A 16,563-nucleotide genomic window follows, 5' to 3' on the forward strand; every position below is an offset into this window, starting at 1 on the left:
GGCAATGACCAGATCCGGGCCCAAAATCCGGACATATTCCACTCGGCAGTCCAAGACAGGCACCTGACATGACCCTTTCCCGCTTCCTTCTGTCCACCACCCTGATCGGCGCGCTGGCGGCCTGCGCATCGCCCGTCTCGCGCATGCCCGCGGGCGGGCCGCAGATCCCGGCGGATGTCACCGTCACCCCCATCCCCCCCGCCGCCCCCGGCGACGAGGCGGGCCTGCAGCGCTTCGTGCAGCAGTTCCGCGCCCGCGCCCTGTCCTCGGGCGTCTCGGCCGGGACCTATGACCGCGCCATGGCGCTGGCCCGCTACAACCCCGAGGTGATCCGCCTGGACCGCCGCCAGGCCGAATTCTCGCGCCCCGTCTGGCTGTACCTGGACAGCGCCGTGTCGGACGTGCGCATCACCACCGGCCGCCAGAAGCTGGCGCAGCTGTCGCCCGTTCTGGCCCGGATCGAGGCGCAGTACGGCGTCCCGCGCGAGATCGTGCTGGCGGTCTGGGGGATGGAATCGAACTTCGGCGCCAACCGCGGCCGGATGCAGATCATCCCGTCGCTGACGACGCTGGCCTATGACGGCCGCCGCGGAGAGATGTTCCAGAACCAGCTGATCGCCGCCCTGCAGATCCTGCAGGCGGGCGACACCGACCCTCAGCACATGCTGGGCAGCTGGGCGGGCGCGATGGGCCACACCCAGTTCATGCCGACCTCCTATCTGGAATACGCAGTCGACTTCACCGGCGACGGTCGCCGCGACATCTGGTCCGAGGATCCGACCGATTCGCTGGCTTCCACCGCGGCCTATCTGGCCCGCAGCGGCTGGCAGCGCGGCGCGACCTGGGGGGCCGAGGTTCAGCTGCCCGCCAACTTCAATATGGGCCTGATCGGCAAGGGCACCCGGCGGTCGGCCGGCGACTGGTCGGCACAGGGCGTGCGCACCATGTCGGGCGGCGGGCTGCCGGCGGGCAACGGCTCGATCATCATGCCGGCGGGGGCGCGGGGGCCTGCGTTCTTCATCACCGACAACTTCCGGTCGATCCTGCGCTACAACAACTCGGACAACTACGCATTGGGCGTGTCCTATCTGGCGGAGCGCATCGCGGGCCGTCCGGGCATCCAGGGCGCCTGGCCGCGCCAGGACCGCACCCTGTCCACCGCCGAACGCCAGGAGATCCAGCAGCGCCTGGCGCAGCGCGGCTTCTATCAGGGAGAGATCGACGGCCTGTTCGGATCGGCGACGATGGAATCGGTCTCGGCCTTCCAGCGGTCGATCGGCGTGACGCCGGACGGCTATCCGACCTCGATCCTGCTGGACCAGCTGCGCCGGTGAGCGACGCCTGCGGCCTCGCCCCGGCGGGGCCGTTCTCGGAGGCGGAGCGCGCGGCTGTCTATCGCGCGATCCGCGAACGCCGCGACGTGCGCGGCCAGTTCCGCCCCGACCCGGTCGATCCCGACACGTTGCGCCGCCTGCTGCAGGCGGCGCATGACGCGCCGTCCGTCGGGCTGTCGCAGCCGTGGAACTTCGTCCTGATTCGCGACGCGGCGCTGCGCGGGCGCATCCACGACGCCTTCGCATCGGCCAATGCCGAGGCCGCCGACCGCTTTCCCGACCGCAAGGCGCTCTATTCGTCGCTGAAGCTGGAGGGGATCCTGCAGGCGCCGGTCAACCTGTGCATCACCTGCGACCGGACGCGGGGCGGGGCGCATGTGCTGGGCCGCACCCATGACCCGGCGACCGACCTCTATTCCACCGCCTGCGCGGTGCAAAACCTGTGGCTGGCCGCGCGGGCCGAAGGCATCGGGGTGGGCTGGGTCAGCATCTTCCGGCCCGACGACCTTCGCGGCCTGCTGCACCTGCCCGACCATGTCGTGCCGGTGGCCTATCTGTGCATCGGCCATGTCACCGAACTCTACCGCCAGCCCGAACTGCAAAGCCGGGGCTGGGCGGCGCGCCTGCCGCTGGACGAGCTGATCCTGGAGGATCGCTGGACCGCGCCCTAGGCCAGATGGGGGCGGAACGCGCCCAGCACCTCGGCATAGACGGCGCGCTTGAAGGGCACGATGCTGTCCAGCACATCCGCCGCCCGCATCCACCGCCACTGGTCGAACTCGGGATGGGCGGTGTCGATACGGATGTCGGTGTCCTGGCCCAGGAACCGCAGCGCCAGCCATTTCTGGCACTGTCCGCCATAGCGGCCCTTCCAGATCCGGCCGACCATCTCGGGCGGCAGGTCGTAGAAGACCCAGCCCGGTGTCTCGTCCAGAACCTCGACCAGGGACGCATCCACGCCCGTCTCCTCGGTCAGCTCGCGCAGGGCGGCCTCGCGCGGGGTCTCTCCGGGGTCGATCCCGCCCTGGGGCATCTGCCAGGCGGGCGGCTGGTCGGGCGCGCGGTCGATCCGCCGCCCGGCAAAGACAAGCCCCGCGCGGTTGATCAGCACGACCCCCGCGCAGGGGCGATAGGGCAGGCCGCCCGGCCCGGTCCGCTCGGGGATCATCCCTGATCGGCCGCGTCGTCGTCCTGCCCTGTCGCACCCTCGCCGGTCACGGCGGGGGTGGCGGCGGCGGGCACCTGGTCGGCGCGGAAGTTCACCGCCGCCAGACCCTTCAGCACGTCGACCGCATAGGCCAGCTGGTAATCGTCGTCGCGCAGCGCGGCGGTGGCCTCGACCTCGGCGGCCTCCTCCTCCATCTGCTTGCGCATCTCGTCGCTGACATCGTTGCCCAGGGCACCGCGCAGATCGGCCTCGGACCGGCTGAAGTCGCTGTTGCTGCGGGCCTCCTCCTCCTCGGCCTCGGGGGCCGGGGCGGGCTGGGCCACCAGGATGTCGGGCTGCACGCCCAAGGCCTGGATCGAGCGGCCCGACGGGGTGAAGTACCGCGCCGTGGTCAGGCGGATGGCGCTGTCGGCGGTCACCGGCATCACCGTCTGGACCGAGCCCTTGCCGAAGGACTTCTCGCCCACGACGATGGCGCGGCGGTGGTCCTGCAGCGCGCCGGCGACGATCTCGGACGCGCTGGCCGAGCCGCCGTTGATCAGCACGACCATCGGCTTGCCCTGCGCCAGATCGCCCGGCTCGGCGTTCCAGCGCTCGCTCTCCTCGGGGTTGCGGCCGCGGGTGCTGACGATCTCTCCGGCATCCAGGAAGGCGTCGCTGACGCTGATCGCCTGGTTCAGGAGACCGCCCGGATTGTTGCGCAGGTCCAGCACGAAGCCGGTGACGCGCTCGATCCCGCCCGCCTCCTCGACGGCCTTGTCCAGCTCGGCGCGCAGCGTGTCATAGGTCTCGTCGTTGAAGGTCGAGACGCGCAGCACCACCGCGTGCCCCTCCACGCGCGACCGCACCACGGTCAGCTTGATCGTGTCGCGCGCCATGGTTAGGTCGAACGGCTCGCTCTCGCCCTCGCGCAGGATGGTGATGGTGATGTCGGACCCGACCGGGCCGCGCATCATCTCGACCGCGTCGTCCAGCGGCAGGCCCAGAAGGGATTCGCCGTTCACATGGGTGATGAAGTCGCCCGGCTGCACGCCCGCATTGGCGGCCGGCGTGTCGTCGATCGGGGCCACGACCTTGACCAGCCCCTCCTCCTGGCTGACCTCGATGCCCAGCCCGCCGAAGCTGCCGCGGGTCTGGGTCTGCATGTCCTCATAGTCGTTGGCCGACAGGAAGCTGGAATGCGGGTCCAGCGAGGTCAGCATTCCGTTGATCGCGGCCTCGATCAGCTCCTTGTCCTCGGGCGCCTCGACATAGTCGGTGCGGATGCGCTCGAAGATGTTCCCGAACAGCTCCAGCTGCTGATAGACCGAGGCGTTGCCCTCGGCGGTCTCCTGCGCCAGCAGCGGTCCGGCGATCTGCGTGGTCGCCAGCGCTCCGGCCAGAACGCCCCCCAGGCCTGCGATCAGATAGTGTCTCATGGCGGTCTTTCCTGCCTCAGTCCTGTTGCGGCTCGACGACGGGATTCAGCACGAACCAGTCGGCGGGGTCCAGCGTTTCGTTGCCCTGGCGCAGCTCCAGATACAGCGTCTCGCTGCGTCCGGCCTGCGCCCCCTGGGCGGCGTTGGCGACGAATTGCGAGCCGAACTCCTGGGCGGGGGCTTCCATGCCCCCCATCAGCCCGACCGGATCGCCCGCCTTCAGAACGTCACCCACCTCTCCGAAGACCTGGGCCAGGCCCGCGAAGATCATAAGATAGCCGCGCGACGGCTCGGTGATCATCACATTGCCGTAATCCAGGAACGGCCCGCGATAGCGGATTGTCGCAGGCCAAGGCGTCTGGACCAAGGCCGCGGGCGCGGTGGCGATGACCCAGCCCGGCCGGCTGACCCCGGCGGCGTCGGGTTCGTTATAGGGGCGCAGGATGGTGCCCACCACCGGCAGGGGCAGGCTGCCCTGCGCGCCCTCGAAATCCTCCATGGGCGGGCCGACATCGTCCTCCATCCGGGCGATTCCGGTGGCGAAGTCCTCCAGGCTCTGGGCGGCGGTGCGCAGCGCCTGCAGCTCCTCGGGCTCCTCGCCATAGCGGACGGGCATAGAGCTGCGGTCGGTGACCGCGCTGGCCAGCAGCCGCCGCGCCTCCTGGACCGAGGCCAGCCCGCTGCCCAGCATGCCCGCCGCATTGGCCTGCAATTCGCGCACCGTGGCGATCTCGTCCAGCTCGTCCTGCAGCGATTCCGCCTCGGCGCGCAGGCCCGGCGTCACGCCCGACAGCAGCATCCCGGAGCGCGCATTGGCCAGCGCGCCCGCCGGATGCAGCAGCATGGTCGATTCGGGGCTCTGCTGCAGGGCGGTCATCGCGCCCAGCACGCCGGCCAGGCGGTCGCGCTGCGCCTCGAAGCGGTCGCGCAGCTCGGCCTCGCGCAGGCTGGCCTGGCGCAAACCGTCGCGCAGCGCGGCCAGGCCCAGCTCATAGCCGCGGATCACCTCGGTCAGAGCCACGACCTGGTCGTCGGCGCTGACCGCCTCGCCCAGCTGACCCAAGGCCGCGCGCAGCAGCGCGGCGGCGGCCTCGGCATCGGCGACGGCGCGGTTGGCGGGCGTCAGCTGCGGCGCATCGGCCTGCGCATGGGCGGGCAGGCCCAAGGCGGGGGCCAGACCCAGCCCCAGGCACAGCGTCAGGACAAGGCGCGCGTTCATCGGCGGATCAGGCTTTCCCCGGTCATCTCGGTCGGCCTCTCCAGCCCCATCAGGTCCAGGACGGTGGGCGCCAGATCGGCCAGCCGCCCGTCGCGCAGCCCGACCGCGTCCGGCGCGCCATACACGATGACCGGCACGGGGTTCAGCGTATGCGCCGTATGCGGGCCGCCCGTCACCGGGTCGATCATCTGTTCGCAATTGCCGTGATCGGCGCAGATCACCGCCGCACCGCCCGCGGCGTCCAGCGCCTCCAGCATGCGGCCCAGGCCCCGGTCCACCGCCTCGCAGGCGCGGGCGGCGGCGGCCAGATCGCCGGTATGGCCCACCATGTCGGGATTGGCATAGTTCACCACGATCAGGTCGTAGCCCTGCCCGATCACCTCGACCAGCGTCTCGGTCACCTCGGCCGAGGCCATCTGGGGCGCCAGGTCATAGGTGGCGACGTTCGGGCTTTTCGGCATGTGGCGGTCCTCGCCCGGTTCGGGCGTCTCCTTGCCGCCGTTCAGGAAGAAGGTCACATGCGGATATTTCTCGGTCTCGGCCAGGCGGAACTGGCGCAGACCCTGCGCCGCGACCCAGGCGCCCAGCGTGTTGACCACCTGCCGCTTGGGGAAGGCGGTGCGCATGAAGGCGTCGTGGCGGGTCGAATAGTCAACCATGCCCAGCATCATCGCCCAGTCGGGCCGCGCGCCTGCGTCGAACCCGTCGAATCCCGGCTCGCCCAGCGCCGACAGGATCTCGCGCGCACGATCGGCGCGGAAGTTCAGGCAGAAGACCCCGTCCCCGTCGCGCGCCCCGGCATAGCCGTCGATCACGAAGGGGGTCACGAATTCGTCCATCTCGCCCCGCGCATGGGCGGTGGCGATGGCGGTCGCCGCATCGGGTGCGGCCTCGCCCTCCCCCGCGACGATGGCGCGGAAGGCGCGCTCGACCCGGTCCCAGCGCGTGTCGCGGTCCATCGCGTAATAGCGCCCGATGACCGTGCCGATCCGCGCGCCCTGCGGCAGGCCCTCCGTCAGCGTGGCCAGAAAGCCCGGCGCGCTGTCGGGGGCCACGTCGCGCCCGTCGGTGATCGCGTGGATGACCACCGGCACGCCCGCCCCGGCCACCGCCCGCGCCGCGGCCAGCACGTGGGTCAGGTGCCCGTGCACGCCGCCATCCGAGATCACGCCCAGAAGATGCGCCGTCCCGCCCGTCCGTTTCAGCGTGTCGGTGAAGTCGGCCAACGCCTCGTTGCGGCCGAAGCTGCCATCCTCGATCGCCAGGTCGATCTGGCCCAGATCCATCGCGACCACGCGGCCCGCGCCGATATTTGTGTGACCGACCTCGGAATTGCCCATCTGCCCCTTGGGCAGGCCCACGTCGGGACCGAAGGTCGTCAGCGTGGCATGGGGGCAGTCGCGCATCAGCCGGTCGAAATGCGGCGTCGCGGCGCGGTCGGGCGCGCTCTGCTCGGGGCGCTCGGAGACGCCCCAGCCGTCAAGGATGCACAGGATCACGGGTTTGGTCATCGGAGCCTCGCGGTTTTGCCCTCTCTATCGCCGCCGGGCGCGCGCGGCAACCAAGGGACCGGGGGCCAGCCCCCGGACCCCCGGGATATTTGCGTGAAGAAGAAGCGCGGCCGGATCACGCGCGATGGTAGGGAGAGCCTGCCAGGATCGTGGCGGCGCGATAGAGCTGTTCGGCCAGCATCACCCGGACCAGCAGATGCGGCCAGACCATGCGGCCCAGGCTGATCTGCCAGTCGGCCCGGGCGCGCAGGGACGGGTCCAGCCCATCCGCGCCGCCGATCACGAAGCAGACATCGCGGGCCCCGTCGCGCCAGGCGGCCAGGCGCGCGGCGAATTCGGGCGAGGTCGGCTGATCGCCGCGTTCATCCATCATGACCACGGCAGCACCGGGCGGGATGGCGCGGGACAGCAGCTCCGCCTCGGCGGCCATGGTGCCGGCGCGGCGATCCTCGACCTCGTGGACCGAGACGGGCGGCAGGCCGAGGCTGCGCCCGGTCTTGGCGAAACGCTGGAGATAGTCGCCGACCAGCGCCGCCTCGGGGCCGGATTTCAGCCGCCCCACGGCGGCGATGTCGATGCGCATCAGCCCTGCGGCTGATAGCCCGAGGTCGGCGCGGTCTCGCGCACGCGGGCCAGCGCGTCGGCCGGCAGCCACATCTTCTCCAGCTGATAGAACTCGCGCACCTCGGGGCGGAACACGTGCACGATCACGTCATCGGTGTCGATCAGCACCCAATCGCCGGCATCCTTGCCCTCGATCCGGGGGCTGCGCCCGGTGACCTGCTTGACGCGCTCGGCCAGCTTCTCGGCGATGGCGCCCACCTGGCGCGAGCTGCGGCCCGATGCGATCACCATGTGATCGGCGATGGCGGTGCGGCCGCGCAGGTCGATCGACACGATCTCCTCGGCCTTGTCGTCATCCAGGGATTTCAGCACCAGATCCAGCATCTGGTCGCTGGTTGGCGCGGTCGAGGTCGGCCGACCGGCCGACGGGACGTCTTGTGACAGGGTTTCATCCTCCGGTCCGCGCGCCGATAGCCCCCGGCGCCGGGGTTCCCCCAACATAGCATCTTTTCGCCCCGTCTCAATCGCCTGCGGCATTTTCCTGGGGTCGGACGCGCTTGCCAGCGGGCGGATGCTGGCCTAATCTGGCCCGATGATGCGTTATTTCGACATCCATGACCGCGCCCGCCTGCCGGGCCGCTTCTACGGCGAGATGCTGGGCGTGACCGCGCAGGGGTGACGGCTGCGCGCCCCTCACCCCATTTCCGCATCACAGCCGAGAGACTTCAGCCATGACCGCACGCACGCTTTACGACAAGATCTGGGACGCCCATGTGGTGGATCGCCAGGAGGACGGCACCTGTCTTCTGTATATCGACCGCCATCTGGTCCATGAGGTGACCAGCCCGCAGGCCTTCGAGGGCCTGCGCATGACCGGCCGCCGCGTCCGCGCGCCCGAGCGCACCATCGCCGTGCCCGATCACAACGTGCCCACCACGCTGGACCGCCAGCAGGGCATCGACAACGAGGAAAGCCGCATCCAGGTCGATGCGCTGGACCGCAACGCCCGCGAGTTCGGGGTGCATTACTATCCGGTGACCGACATCCGGCAGGGCATCGTGCATATCGTCGGCCCCGAGCAGGGCTGGACCCTGCCCGGCATGACGGTCGTCTGCGGCGACAGCCACACCGCGACCCACGGCGCCTTCGGGGCGCTGGCGCATGGCATCGGCACGTCCGAGGTCGAGCATGTGCTGGCCACCCAGACCCTGATCCAGGCCAAGTCCAAAAACATGAAGGTCGAGATCACCGGCCGCCTGGCCCCCGGCGTGACCGCCAAGGACATCGTCCTGCGCATCATCGCCGAGACCGGCACCGCGGGCGGCACCGGCCATGTCATCGAATATTGCGGAGAGGCGATCCGCAGCCTGTCCATGGAAGGCCGCATGACCATCTGCAACATGGCGATCGAGGGCGGCGCCCGCGCCGGCCTGATCGCGCCGGACGAAGTCACGTTCGACTACGTCAAGGGCCGCCCCCATGCGCCGAAGGGCGCGCAATGGGAGGCTGCCGTCGCCTGGTGGAAGACGCTGTTCAGCGATGAGGGCGCGCATTTCGACAAGGTCCTGACCATCCGCGCCGAGGACATCGCGCCGACCGTCACCTGGGGCACCTCGCCCGAGGACGCGCTGCCCATCACCGCGACCGTGCCCTCCCCCGAGAGTTTCGCGGGCGGCAAGGTCGAGGCCGCGCGCCGCTCGCTGGACTACATGGGCCTGACCGCCGGGACGCCGCTGACCGAGATCGCCATCGATGCGGTCTTCATCGGCAGCTGCACCAACGGCCGGATCGAGGATCTGCGCGCCGCAGCCGACGTGCTGCGCGGGCGCACGCTGGCGCCGGGCGTGCGCGGCATGGTGGTGCCCGGATCGGGCCTGGTGCGCGCGCAGGCCGAGGAGGAGGGGCTGGACGTCATCTTCACCAATGCCGGGTTCGAATGGCGCCTTGCGGGCTGTTCGATGTGCCTGGGCATGAACCCCGACCAGCTGAAGCCGGGCGAGCGTTGCGCGGCGACCTCGAACCGCAATTTCGAGGGGCGCCAAGGCTACAAGGGCCGCACCCATCTGATGTCGCCCGCGATGGCGGCGGCGGCGGGGGTCACCGGACGCCTGACCGACATCCGCGAACTCGCAGCGCAGACCGCCTGAAGGACAGATCATGGACAAGTTCACCACCCTGACCGGCATCGCGGCGCCCATGCCGCTGGTCAACATCGACACCGACATGATCATCCCCAAGCAGTTCCTGAAGACCATCAAGCGGTCCGGCCTGGGCGTGAACCTGTTCGACGAGATGCGCTATGACCGCGACGGGAACGAGATTCCCGATTTCGTCCTGAACCGGCCCGCCTATCGCGACGCCCAGATCCTTATCGCGGGCGACAATTTCGGCTGCGGCTCCTCGCGCGAACATGCCCCTTGGGCACTGCTGGATTTCGGCATCCGCTGCGTCGTCTCGACCAGCTTCGCGGACATCTTCTTCAACAACTGCTTCAAGAACGGCATCCTGCCCGTGGTCCTGCCCCAGGAGGCGGTCGAGGCGCTGATGCGCGACGCCGAGAAGGGCGCCAATGCCCGCCTGACCGTCGATCTGGCGTCGCAGACCGTCACCGGCGCCGACGGCACGGCCTATGGCTTCGACATCGACCCGTTCCGCAAGCACTGCCTGATGAACGGGCTGGACGATATCGGCCTGACCATGGAGAAGGCCCCCGCCATCGACGCCTTCGAAGGCGCCATGGCGCAGTCCCGTCCTTGGATCTGAGGGCACTGGCCCTCCTGGTCCTCGCCACGCCGGCGGGGGCCGAGACCCTGCGCATCGCCACATGGGACCCCGGCCTGACGCGGGACGGGCCGGGGCTTCTCCTGCGCGACATCGGGCGGGACGATCCGCAGGTCCGGGCGGCGGCGCAGGTCATCGCCCATGCGGCGCCCGATGCGATCCTGCTGACCGGGCTGGACTGGGATCTGGACGGGCGCGCGCTGGCCGCATTCGCCGACCTGCTGGCGGCGCAGGGCCATCCGATGCCGCACCGCCACGCGTCACAGCCGAATACCGGCCTGCCCACCGGGCGCGACATGGATGGCGACGGGCGCGCGGGCCGGGCGCGCGATGCGCAGGGCTATGGCGCCTTCACCGGCCAGGGCGGCATGGCGTTCCTGTCGCGCCTGCCCATCGCCGGCGTCACCGACCATACGGAGGCGCTGTGGCGCGACATGCCGGGCAATCGCATGCCCGACAGCCCCCATGCCGACATCCAGCGCCTGTCGACCACCGCGCATTGGGACGTGGCGCTGACCACGCCTGCCGGGCCGCTGCACCTGCTGGCCTTCGCGGCCACCCCCCCGGCCTTCGAGCCGCGCAACACGCCCCGCAACCATGACGAGGCCGCCTTCTGGCTGGGCCACCTGCCCGACGCGCCCTTCGTGATCCTGGGCAACGTGAACCTGGACGCGGCGGATGGCGACGGCGATCCGGCGGCGCTGAAGGCCCTGCTGGCCGTCACGCAGGATCCGCAGCCCCGCGGCGCCTGGCAACCACCCCAGACCGGGCCGAACGCCGCGCATCGGGGCGATCCGGCGCTGGACACGGCGGAATATGCGCGCGCGCCGGGGAACCTGCGGCTGGACTATGTGCTGCCCGCGACAGCGCTGCGCGTGCTGGACGCGGGCGTGGTATGGCCCGCGCCCGACGATCCCTTGGCCGAATTCGTGGCGCTGGCCTCGCATCGCAGGCTGGTCTGGGTCGATCTAGACCTGGAATGAGGTGACCGCGCCCCAGGCCGCGTCCAGATCCTCGCCCGTCACGCAATAGGGCGGCAGCACATAGACCGTGTTCCCCAAGGGCCGCAGCAGCACGCCGCGATCCAGGCAATGCGCCCGCATCCGCGGCCCGACCTCGGACAGGTAGCCGCCCTCGGGGACGACCAGATCGGCCGCGGCGATGGTGCCGCATTGGCGGATGTTGGTGAAGCGCCCGTCCAGCCGCGCCAGCCGGTCGGCCTGCATCGCGGACAGCGCGTCCAGCTGGGCCTGCATCGGGCTGGCCTGCCACAGCCGCACCTGCGCCAGCGCCGCCGCGCAGGCGATGGGGTTCGCGGTGTAGCTGGACGAATGATAGAAGGTCCGCCGCCGGTCCGTGGACCGATGCGCGTCAAAGATCCGCGCCGTGGCCAGCGTCGCGGCCAGCGGCACCACACCCCCGGTCAAGCCCTTGGAGGTGCAGAGGATATCCGGCGCTACCCCTGCGTGATCACAGGCCCAGAGGCGCCCCGTCCGCCCCCATCCGGTCATCACCTCATCCGCGATCATCAGCACGTCATGGCGGTCGCAGATCGCCCGCAGCCCGGCCAGCACGCGGGGCGAATACATGCGCATCCCCCCCGCGCCCAGCACCAGCGGCTCCAGAATGATCGCCGCCATCCGCCCGCTGGCCGCCAGCGCCTCGAACGCCGCCAGCGTCGCGGCGCCGTCGCCCTCGGGGAAGGGCAGCCGGTCCACGCCGAACATCAGCGGGTCATAGGCGGCATTGAACACGCCGCGCTCGCCCACGCTCATCGTGCCGATGGTGTCGCCGTGATAGCTGTCCTCGATCACCGCGATGCGGTGGCGCCCGTCGCCCTCATGGCGCCAGTAGCCCAGGGCCATCTTCAGCGCGACCTCGACCGCGGTCGATCCGCTGTCGCTGTAGAACACATGGTCCAGCCCCGCGGGCGTCATCGCCACCAGCGCCTCGGCCAGTTCCTCCGCCGGGCCGTGGGTCAGCCCGGCGAAGATCACCTGATCCAGCCGCCCGGCGGTCTCGCGGATCGCCTCGACGATCTCGGGCTGGTTGTGGCCATGCGTGACCACCCACCAGCTGCTGATTCCGTCCAGAAGCCGCCCGCGATCGGTGTCGATGAAGGCCCCCGCGCTGCCCGTGGCCCGTGGCGGGGCCGGTTCGGTGCCGTGCTGAAAGAACGGATGCCAGACGGCGCTCATGCGAAATCCTCTGCCCGGAAAGCGGCCCGCATCGCCGCCGACAGGCTGTCGCGGTGCAGACGCTCCAGGACCGGCAGGCGCCCCAGCACCCGCACCCGCCCGATCTGCCCGATGGTCGCCATGTTGTCGTCATTGGCGGGACCGACGAAGGCCACGCCATGCACCGGCACGGCCCGCGCCCGCAGACTCTCCAGCGCTGTCAGGCTGTGGCTGATCGTGCCCAGGCCCGTCGCGCAGACGACGATCACCGGAACCTGCCACCGCGCGAACATATCGGCGTAAAGCACCTCCCGCGTGACCGGCACCAGCGCGCCGCCGGCACCCTCGATCACCAGATCCTGCGCCTCGGGAATAGCCCAGGTCTGCGGCTCCAGAACCACCCCCTGCAGCTCCGCCGACCGGTGCGGCGACAGCGCCTCGCGCAGCAGAACCGCCTCGGGGTGGGTGCGCGCGCCCGACAGACGCTCGACCTCCGCGCGGTCGGTGCCGGGCTGGGCCGCGCCGAGGGGCCATTCCGCGCCGTCATTCGGCACGTTCCCGGCCAGCCCGGACTGCACGGGCTTCCAATACTCCGCCCCGATCAGCCCGCAGAGCCCGGCCGCAAAGACCGTCTTGCCGACATCGGTGCCGGTGCTTGTGATCACAAATCGGGCCATAGCTCCTCCAGCGTCTCGGCCAGGCGGATCACTTCTGCCCGCGTGGCGTTCAGCGTCAATGAGACCCGCAGCCGCGCAGTCCCCTGCGGCACGGTGGGCGGGCGGATGCCCCGCACGTCGAACCCCCGCGCCTGCACCGCCGCGGCAAGGGCCATGGTCTGGGCGTTCGGCCCCACGATCAGCGGCACGATCTGGCTGCCGCTGACCGGCACCTGCGGCAGACGCCGCGCCATCTCGGCTCCGAAGTCCGCGACATGGCCCGCCAGCGTGGCCTGCCGCCACGGCTCATCGCGCAGGATCGCCAGCGATTCCAGTCCCGCCACCGCCATCAGCGGGGAGGGCGCGGTCGCGAAGATGAACGGCCGACAGCGGTTCACCAGGAAATCGATCAGCACCCGCGCCCCGCAGATCAGCGCCCCCGACCCGCCCAGGGCCTTGCCCAGGGTATGCAGGGTCACGACATTCTCGCGCCCCTCCAGATGATGCGCCAAGCCGCGCCCCTCCGGCCCGAAGACACCTGTCGCATGCGCCTCATCCACCATCAGGAAGCCATGCCGATCCGCCAGACCCATCAGATCGTCCAGCGGCGCCCGGTCCCCGTCCATGCTGTAGAGGCTCTCGACCGCGATCCAGACCGCCCCGGCCCCGCCCCGGCCCCGCCACTGCGTGATCACATCCTCGGCATGCCCGACATCGCCATGCCGAAAGATCGCGACCTCGGCCCGCCCGGCCCGCGCCCCCTCGTGCGTGCTGGCATGGGACAGCGCATCCATCAGCAGCAGATCGCCCCGCTGCGGCAGGGTCGTGATCACGGCAAAATTCGCCACATACCCGCCGCCGAATCCCAAGGCCGCCTCGGCCCCGAAGAACCGCGCGGCCTCCGCCTCGAACCGCGCCTGCACCTCAGTCTCGCCCCGCAACAGACGCGACCCCGCCGCACCCACTGGCGCCGCGTCCAGCCCGCGCCGCACCGCCGCCACCATCCGGGGTGACTGCGCCAGCCCGATGTAATCGTTCGACGAAAAATCGATCCCCCGCCGCGGGTTCAGCGACCGCAGCCGCGCCTCGCCCGCCAGCGCCGCCAGATCCCGCCGATAGAACGCCAGCCGGTCCACGCCCTGCCCCTTCTTCTTCACTCAAATATCCTGGGGGTCCGGGGGTGAAACCCCCGGCCCTCAGCGCAGGATCGGGATGGCCGGATCGGCCGCCAGCATCGCCTCCCGGCGCGCCTCGTCGGGCGCATGCTCATGGACGACCATCGGCTGCAGGCCCAGCTTTGCGAACAGCCGCATGTCGCTCTCTTCCTCGGGATTGTCCTTGGTCAGCAGCGTGTCGCCGACAAAGATCGAATTCGCCCCCGCGAAAAAGCACATCGCCTGCATCTCGTCCGACATCGCGGTCCGTCCCGCCGACAGACGCACATGGCTGCGCGGCATCATGATCCGCGCCGTGGCGATGGTGCGCACGAAGTCGATCGGATCGACCGGCGCGGCATCCTCAAGGGGCGTTCCCGCGACGGGGATCAGCATGTTGATCGGCACACTGTCCGGCGGCGAGGGCAGGTTGGCCAGCGTCACCAGCATGTCAACGCGGTCCTGCTGCCCCTCGCCCAGGCCCAGGATGCCGCCGGAACAGACCTTGATCCCGGCCTGGCGCACATTCTCCAGCGTATCGATCCGCTCGGCAAAGGTCCGGGTCGTGATCACGTTGGCATAATGCGCCTCGGACGTGTCGATATTGTGGTTGTAGTAATCCAGCCCCGCTTCGGCCAGCTGCGCCGATTGATCCGCATCCAGCATGCCCAGCGTCATGCAGGTCTCCATCCCCAGGGCCTTCACCCCCTCGATCATTGCGATGATCTGCGGCATGTCCCGCGCCTTGGGGCTGCGCCAGGCGGCGCCCATGCAATACCGCGTGGCGCCGGCGTCCCGCGCGCGCCGGGCCTCGGCCCGAACGCGCTGCACCTCCATCAGCTTGGAGGCTGACAGGCCGGACTCGTGCCGGGCTGACTGGCTGCAATAGCTGCAATCCTCGGGGCATCCGCCGGTCTTGATCGACAGAAGCCGGCTCAGCTGCACGCGGTTCGGGTCGAAATGCTGCCGATGCACGGTCTGCGCCTGGAACAGCAGGTCCATCAGCGGCTGATCGAACAGCGCGCGCGCGCTTTCGGCGGTCCAGATGCGGCGGTGGCTGTCGGTGTTCGGTTCGCTGTGCAGCATGGCTTTCCCCCTTGGACCTGCGCCGTGCCTAGCACCCCGCGATGCGCCTGTCCAACCCGGCGGGGCGCTCAGAACCGCTCCTTGCGCTGGCGCTCGGCCTCGTCGCGACCAAGGCCCAGCAGGGCCTCGGCGCGACCGAACTCTCGGGCGGCGTGCTGGCGCGCAAGGTCGAAGCGGGGCTGAAGCCGCTGCATCTCGCTGTCGGCATGGCGCAGCTCGCGCGCGGCGCGACCGGCCTGGGCATTCGCGATGCGTGCCTCGGGCAGGGTCAGCGGCGCGGTGCTGTCATAGCTCTGGGTCAGCGCAGCCTGAAGCGCGTCGATGCGCTGGCGCGCCGCGGTCATGTGGGCGTTGAAGGCGGCGAATGCCTTCAGCTCGCGCTCGGCCTTCATGCGGGCGATCTGCTCCAGCTGCTGAAGCTGCCTGATCTTCGTCACCATCCCTGTCGCGCCTTCTGACGCATCTTCTCGGCGAATCGGATCGCGGCGGCGACCGCCGCGAAATGGCTGCGGTCGATCTCGTCCCCGACCTTGACCTGCGCGTGGATGGCCCGTGCGCAGGGCGGGTCGGACCAGATCGGAACGCCCGCCTCGGTCGCCTTGGCGCGGATGCGGGCCGCGACCTCGTCGGTGCCCTTGGCCACGCAGACCGGCGCGCGCCCCGACCCCCGCGACCATTTCAGCGCGACCGCGTAGTGGGTCGGGTTGACGATCACCACATCGGCCTTGGGCACCTCGGCCAGCATCTGCTTCATGGCGATGTCCACAGCGCGTTGCCGGCGCGCGGCCTTCAGGTGCGGATCGCCCTCCGAATCCTTGAACTCGTCCTGCATCTCCTGACGGCTCATGCGGTTCTTGCGGCGGTGGTCGAACCATTTCCACAGCATGTCCGGCACGGTGAACAGGATCGACACCGCCAGCCCCAGCAGCAGCACCTGCCCCAGGATCGTGCCCAGCCCGCCGATCCACTGCCCGTCCGCCATGGCCGAGGCCGCGATGCGATCGGCCAGCGACGCGAACAGGAACCACCCCCCGACGCAGACCAGCCCCGCCTTGCCCAGAGAGAAGGCGAAGGTGATCAGCCCATCCGTGCCGAACTTCTGCTTTGCATTGGAGAGGGGGTTGATCCGCTTGATGTCGAAGGCCAGCTTCTGGGGCGCAAAGATCAGGCTGCGCGTGGCCACCAGCCCCAGGATGATCGCCACGACGACGAGGCCCGCCAGACCGATCGTGGCCATCGCGGCATAGGCGCCCAGCCCCCGCGCGATGGCGGCCGGGCCGGCGTCGGACCAGCCCTCGGACCCCAGGGCGCGCTCGGCCATGGACAGCCAGTGCCGGACGGCAAAGCCCGCCGCGACCGCGAAAGCCAGGAAGGCGCCCAGATACATCATCGTGACGTTCAGCTCGGTCGAGCGGGGGATGTCGCCCTTCTCGCGCGCCCGCTGCAGCTTCTGCTCGGTCGCCTCGAACTGCTTGTCGTCCTTGTCGTCGCTCAT

At 70.2% G+C, this 16,563-nt stretch carries 17 protein-coding genes; 5 read left to right on the top strand and 12 right to left on the bottom strand.

The genetic code is table 11. The features are described 5' to 3' along the window. Window positions 1-68 precede the first annotated feature (68 nt). Entirely contained in the window at window positions 69-1,334 is a 1,266-nt protein-coding gene (locus AACG61_RS14655) for a lytic murein transglycosylase (protein WP_411837836.1), read from the top strand. Continuing rightward, complete coding sequence (gene bluB, locus AACG61_RS14660; protein ID WP_411837837.1) at window positions 1,331-2,005, top strand: 5,6-dimethylbenzimidazole synthase; 675 nt, start codon at window positions 1,331-1,333, stop codon at window positions 2,003-2,005. The genes AACG61_RS14655 and bluB overlap by 4 nt, the downstream gene beginning before the upstream one ends. Here bluB and AACG61_RS14665 read toward each other — a convergent pair. The 6 genes from AACG61_RS14665 to rsfS all read right to left on the bottom strand — a co-directional run bounded on the left by AACG61_RS14665 (window position 2,002) and on the right by rsfS (window position 7,598). Then, window positions 2,002-2,502 (bottom strand): RNA pyrophosphohydrolase, encoded by a 501-nt coding sequence (locus AACG61_RS14665; RefSeq protein ID WP_411837838.1) that lies wholly within the window; start codon window positions 2,500-2,502, stop codon window positions 2,002-2,004. The genes bluB and AACG61_RS14665 overlap by 4 nt on opposite strands. Beyond that, window positions 2,499-3,920 carry a S41 family peptidase gene (locus AACG61_RS14670; protein WP_411837839.1) on the bottom strand — a complete coding sequence of 474 codons (1,422 nt, stop codon included), beginning with the start codon at window positions 3,918-3,920 and terminating at the stop codon, window positions 2,499-2,501. Before AACG61_RS14670 ends, AACG61_RS14665 begins: the two co-directional genes overlap by 4 nt. A 16-nt stretch (window positions 3,921-3,936) precedes the next feature. Beyond that, window positions 3,937-5,139, bottom strand: a complete 1,203-nt coding sequence (locus AACG61_RS14675; RefSeq protein ID WP_411837840.1) for a murein hydrolase activator EnvC family protein — start codon at window positions 5,137-5,139, stop codon at window positions 3,937-3,939. Next, window positions 5,136-6,650 carry a 2,3-bisphosphoglycerate-independent phosphoglycerate mutase gene (gene gpmI / locus AACG61_RS14680; protein ID WP_411837842.1) on the bottom strand — a complete coding sequence of 505 codons (1,515 nt, stop codon included), beginning with the start codon at window positions 6,648-6,650 and terminating at the stop codon, window positions 5,136-5,138. Before gpmI ends, AACG61_RS14675 begins: the two co-directional genes overlap by 4 nt. A gap of 115 nt (window positions 6,651-6,765) precedes the next feature. Then, complete coding sequence (rlmH, locus tag AACG61_RS14685) at window positions 6,766-7,233, bottom strand: 23S rRNA (pseudouridine(1915)-N(3))-methyltransferase RlmH (protein ID WP_411837843.1); 468 nt, start codon at window positions 7,231-7,233, stop codon at window positions 6,766-6,768. Continuing rightward, window positions 7,233-7,598, bottom strand: coding sequence for a ribosome silencing factor (gene rsfS, locus AACG61_RS14690; protein ID WP_411837844.1), 366 nt, complete (start codon window positions 7,596-7,598; stop codon window positions 7,233-7,235). Before rsfS ends, rlmH begins: the two co-directional genes overlap by 1 nt. A 347-nt stretch (window positions 7,599-7,945) precedes the next feature. Here rsfS and leuC point away from each other — a divergent pair, with 347 nt between their 5' ends. From leuC to AACG61_RS14705, 3 genes are read left to right on the top strand one after another with little or no spacing between them, the layout of a single operon-like run. Then, window positions 7,946-9,361 carry a 3-isopropylmalate dehydratase large subunit gene (leuC, locus tag AACG61_RS14695; protein WP_411837845.1) on the top strand — a complete coding sequence of 472 codons (1,416 nt, stop codon included), beginning with the start codon at window positions 7,946-7,948 and terminating at the stop codon, window positions 9,359-9,361. Between the two features lie 10 nt (window positions 9,362-9,371). Beyond that, complete coding sequence (gene leuD / locus AACG61_RS14700) at window positions 9,372-9,977, top strand: 3-isopropylmalate dehydratase small subunit (RefSeq protein ID WP_411837846.1); 606 nt, start codon at window positions 9,372-9,374, stop codon at window positions 9,975-9,977. After that, window positions 9,968-10,978 (top strand): endonuclease/exonuclease/phosphatase family protein, encoded by a 1,011-nt coding sequence (locus AACG61_RS14705; RefSeq protein WP_411837847.1) that lies wholly within the window; start codon window positions 9,968-9,970, stop codon window positions 10,976-10,978. The genes leuD and AACG61_RS14705 overlap by 10 nt, the downstream gene beginning before the upstream one ends. Here AACG61_RS14705 and AACG61_RS14710 read toward each other — a convergent pair. From AACG61_RS14710 to flhB, 6 genes are all read right to left on the bottom strand, one after another. Then, on the bottom strand, window positions 10,964-12,193 hold the full coding sequence (locus tag AACG61_RS14710; RefSeq protein ID WP_411837848.1) for an adenosylmethionine--8-amino-7-oxononanoate transaminase: 1,230 nt from the start codon (window positions 12,191-12,193) through the stop codon (window positions 10,964-10,966). The genes AACG61_RS14705 and AACG61_RS14710 overlap by 15 nt on opposite strands. Beyond that, window positions 12,190-12,849: an ATP-dependent dethiobiotin synthetase BioD gene (gene bioD, locus AACG61_RS14715; protein ID WP_411837849.1), complete on the bottom strand. Its 660-nt coding sequence runs from the start codon at window positions 12,847-12,849 to the stop codon at window positions 12,190-12,192. Before bioD ends, AACG61_RS14710 begins: the two co-directional genes overlap by 4 nt. After that, window positions 12,834-13,985 carry an 8-amino-7-oxononanoate synthase gene (locus AACG61_RS14720; protein WP_411837850.1) on the bottom strand — a complete coding sequence of 384 codons (1,152 nt, stop codon included), beginning with the start codon at window positions 13,983-13,985 and terminating at the stop codon, window positions 12,834-12,836. The genes bioD and AACG61_RS14720 overlap by 16 nt, the downstream gene beginning before the upstream one ends. A 39-nt stretch (window positions 13,986-14,024) precedes the next feature. After that, window positions 14,025-15,068, bottom strand: a complete 1,044-nt coding sequence (gene bioB / locus AACG61_RS14725) for a biotin synthase BioB (protein ID WP_411837852.1) — start codon at window positions 15,066-15,068, stop codon at window positions 14,025-14,027. Between the two features lie 68 nt (window positions 15,069-15,136). After that, entirely contained in the window at window positions 15,137-15,508 is a 372-nt protein-coding gene (locus tag AACG61_RS14730) for a hypothetical protein (protein ID WP_411837853.1), read from the bottom strand. Next, window positions 15,502-16,563: a flagellar type III secretion system protein FlhB gene (flhB, locus tag AACG61_RS14735; protein WP_411837854.1), complete on the bottom strand. Its 1,062-nt coding sequence runs from the start codon at window positions 16,561-16,563 to the stop codon at window positions 15,502-15,504. Before flhB ends, AACG61_RS14730 begins: the two co-directional genes overlap by 7 nt.

It is taken from the genome of Paracoccus sp. ME4, from assembly GCF_046736325.1.
Taxonomy (GTDB): domain Bacteria; phylum Pseudomonadota; class Alphaproteobacteria; order Rhodobacterales; family Rhodobacteraceae; genus Paracoccus.

What these genes read in the sequence shown, in the direction of transcription:
- AACG61_RS14655 (WP_411837836.1), top strand. Translation starts at nt 69, where the DNA reads ATGACCCTTTCCCGCTTCCTTCTGTCCACCACCCTGATCGGCGCGCTG.
- AACG61_RS14665 (WP_411837838.1), bottom strand. Translation starts at nt 2,502, where the DNA reads ATGATCCCCGAGCGGACCGGGCCGGGCGGCCTGCCCTATCGCCCCTGC.
- AACG61_RS14670 (WP_411837839.1), bottom strand. Translation starts at nt 3,920, where the DNA reads ATGAGACACTATCTGATCGCAGGCCTGGGGGGCGTTCTGGCCGGAGCG.
- AACG61_RS14675 (WP_411837840.1), bottom strand. Translation starts at nt 5,139, where the DNA reads ATGAACGCGCGCCTTGTCCTGACGCTGTGCCTGGGGCTGGGTCTGGCC.
- gpmI (WP_411837842.1), bottom strand. Translation starts at nt 6,650, where the DNA reads ATGACCAAACCCGTGATCCTGTGCATCCTTGACGGCTGGGGCGTCTCC.
- rlmH (WP_411837843.1), bottom strand. Translation starts at nt 7,233, where the DNA reads ATGCGCATCGACATCGCCGCCGTGGGGCGGCTGAAATCCGGCCCCGAG.
- rsfS (WP_411837844.1), bottom strand. Translation starts at nt 7,598, where the DNA reads ATGCTGGATCTGGTGCTGAAATCCCTGGATGACGACAAGGCCGAGGAG.
- leuC (WP_411837845.1), top strand. Translation starts at nt 7,946, where the DNA reads ATGACCGCACGCACGCTTTACGACAAGATCTGGGACGCCCATGTGGTG.
- leuD (WP_411837846.1), top strand. Translation starts at nt 9,372, where the DNA reads ATGGACAAGTTCACCACCCTGACCGGCATCGCGGCGCCCATGCCGCTG.
- AACG61_RS14710 (WP_411837848.1), bottom strand. Translation starts at nt 12,193, where the DNA reads ATGAGCGCCGTCTGGCATCCGTTCTTTCAGCACGGCACCGAACCGGCC.
- bioD (WP_411837849.1), bottom strand. Translation starts at nt 12,849, where the DNA reads ATGGCCCGATTTGTGATCACAAGCACCGGCACCGATGTCGGCAAGACG.
- bioB (WP_411837852.1), bottom strand. Translation starts at nt 15,068, where the DNA reads ATGCTGCACAGCGAACCGAACACCGACAGCCACCGCCGCATCTGGACC.
- AACG61_RS14730 (WP_411837853.1), bottom strand. Translation starts at nt 15,508, where the DNA reads ATGGTGACGAAGATCAGGCAGCTTCAGCAGCTGGAGCAGATCGCCCGC.
- flhB (WP_411837854.1), bottom strand. Translation starts at nt 16,563, where the DNA reads ATGAGCGACGACAAGGACGACAAGCAGTTCGAGGCGACCGAGCAGAAG.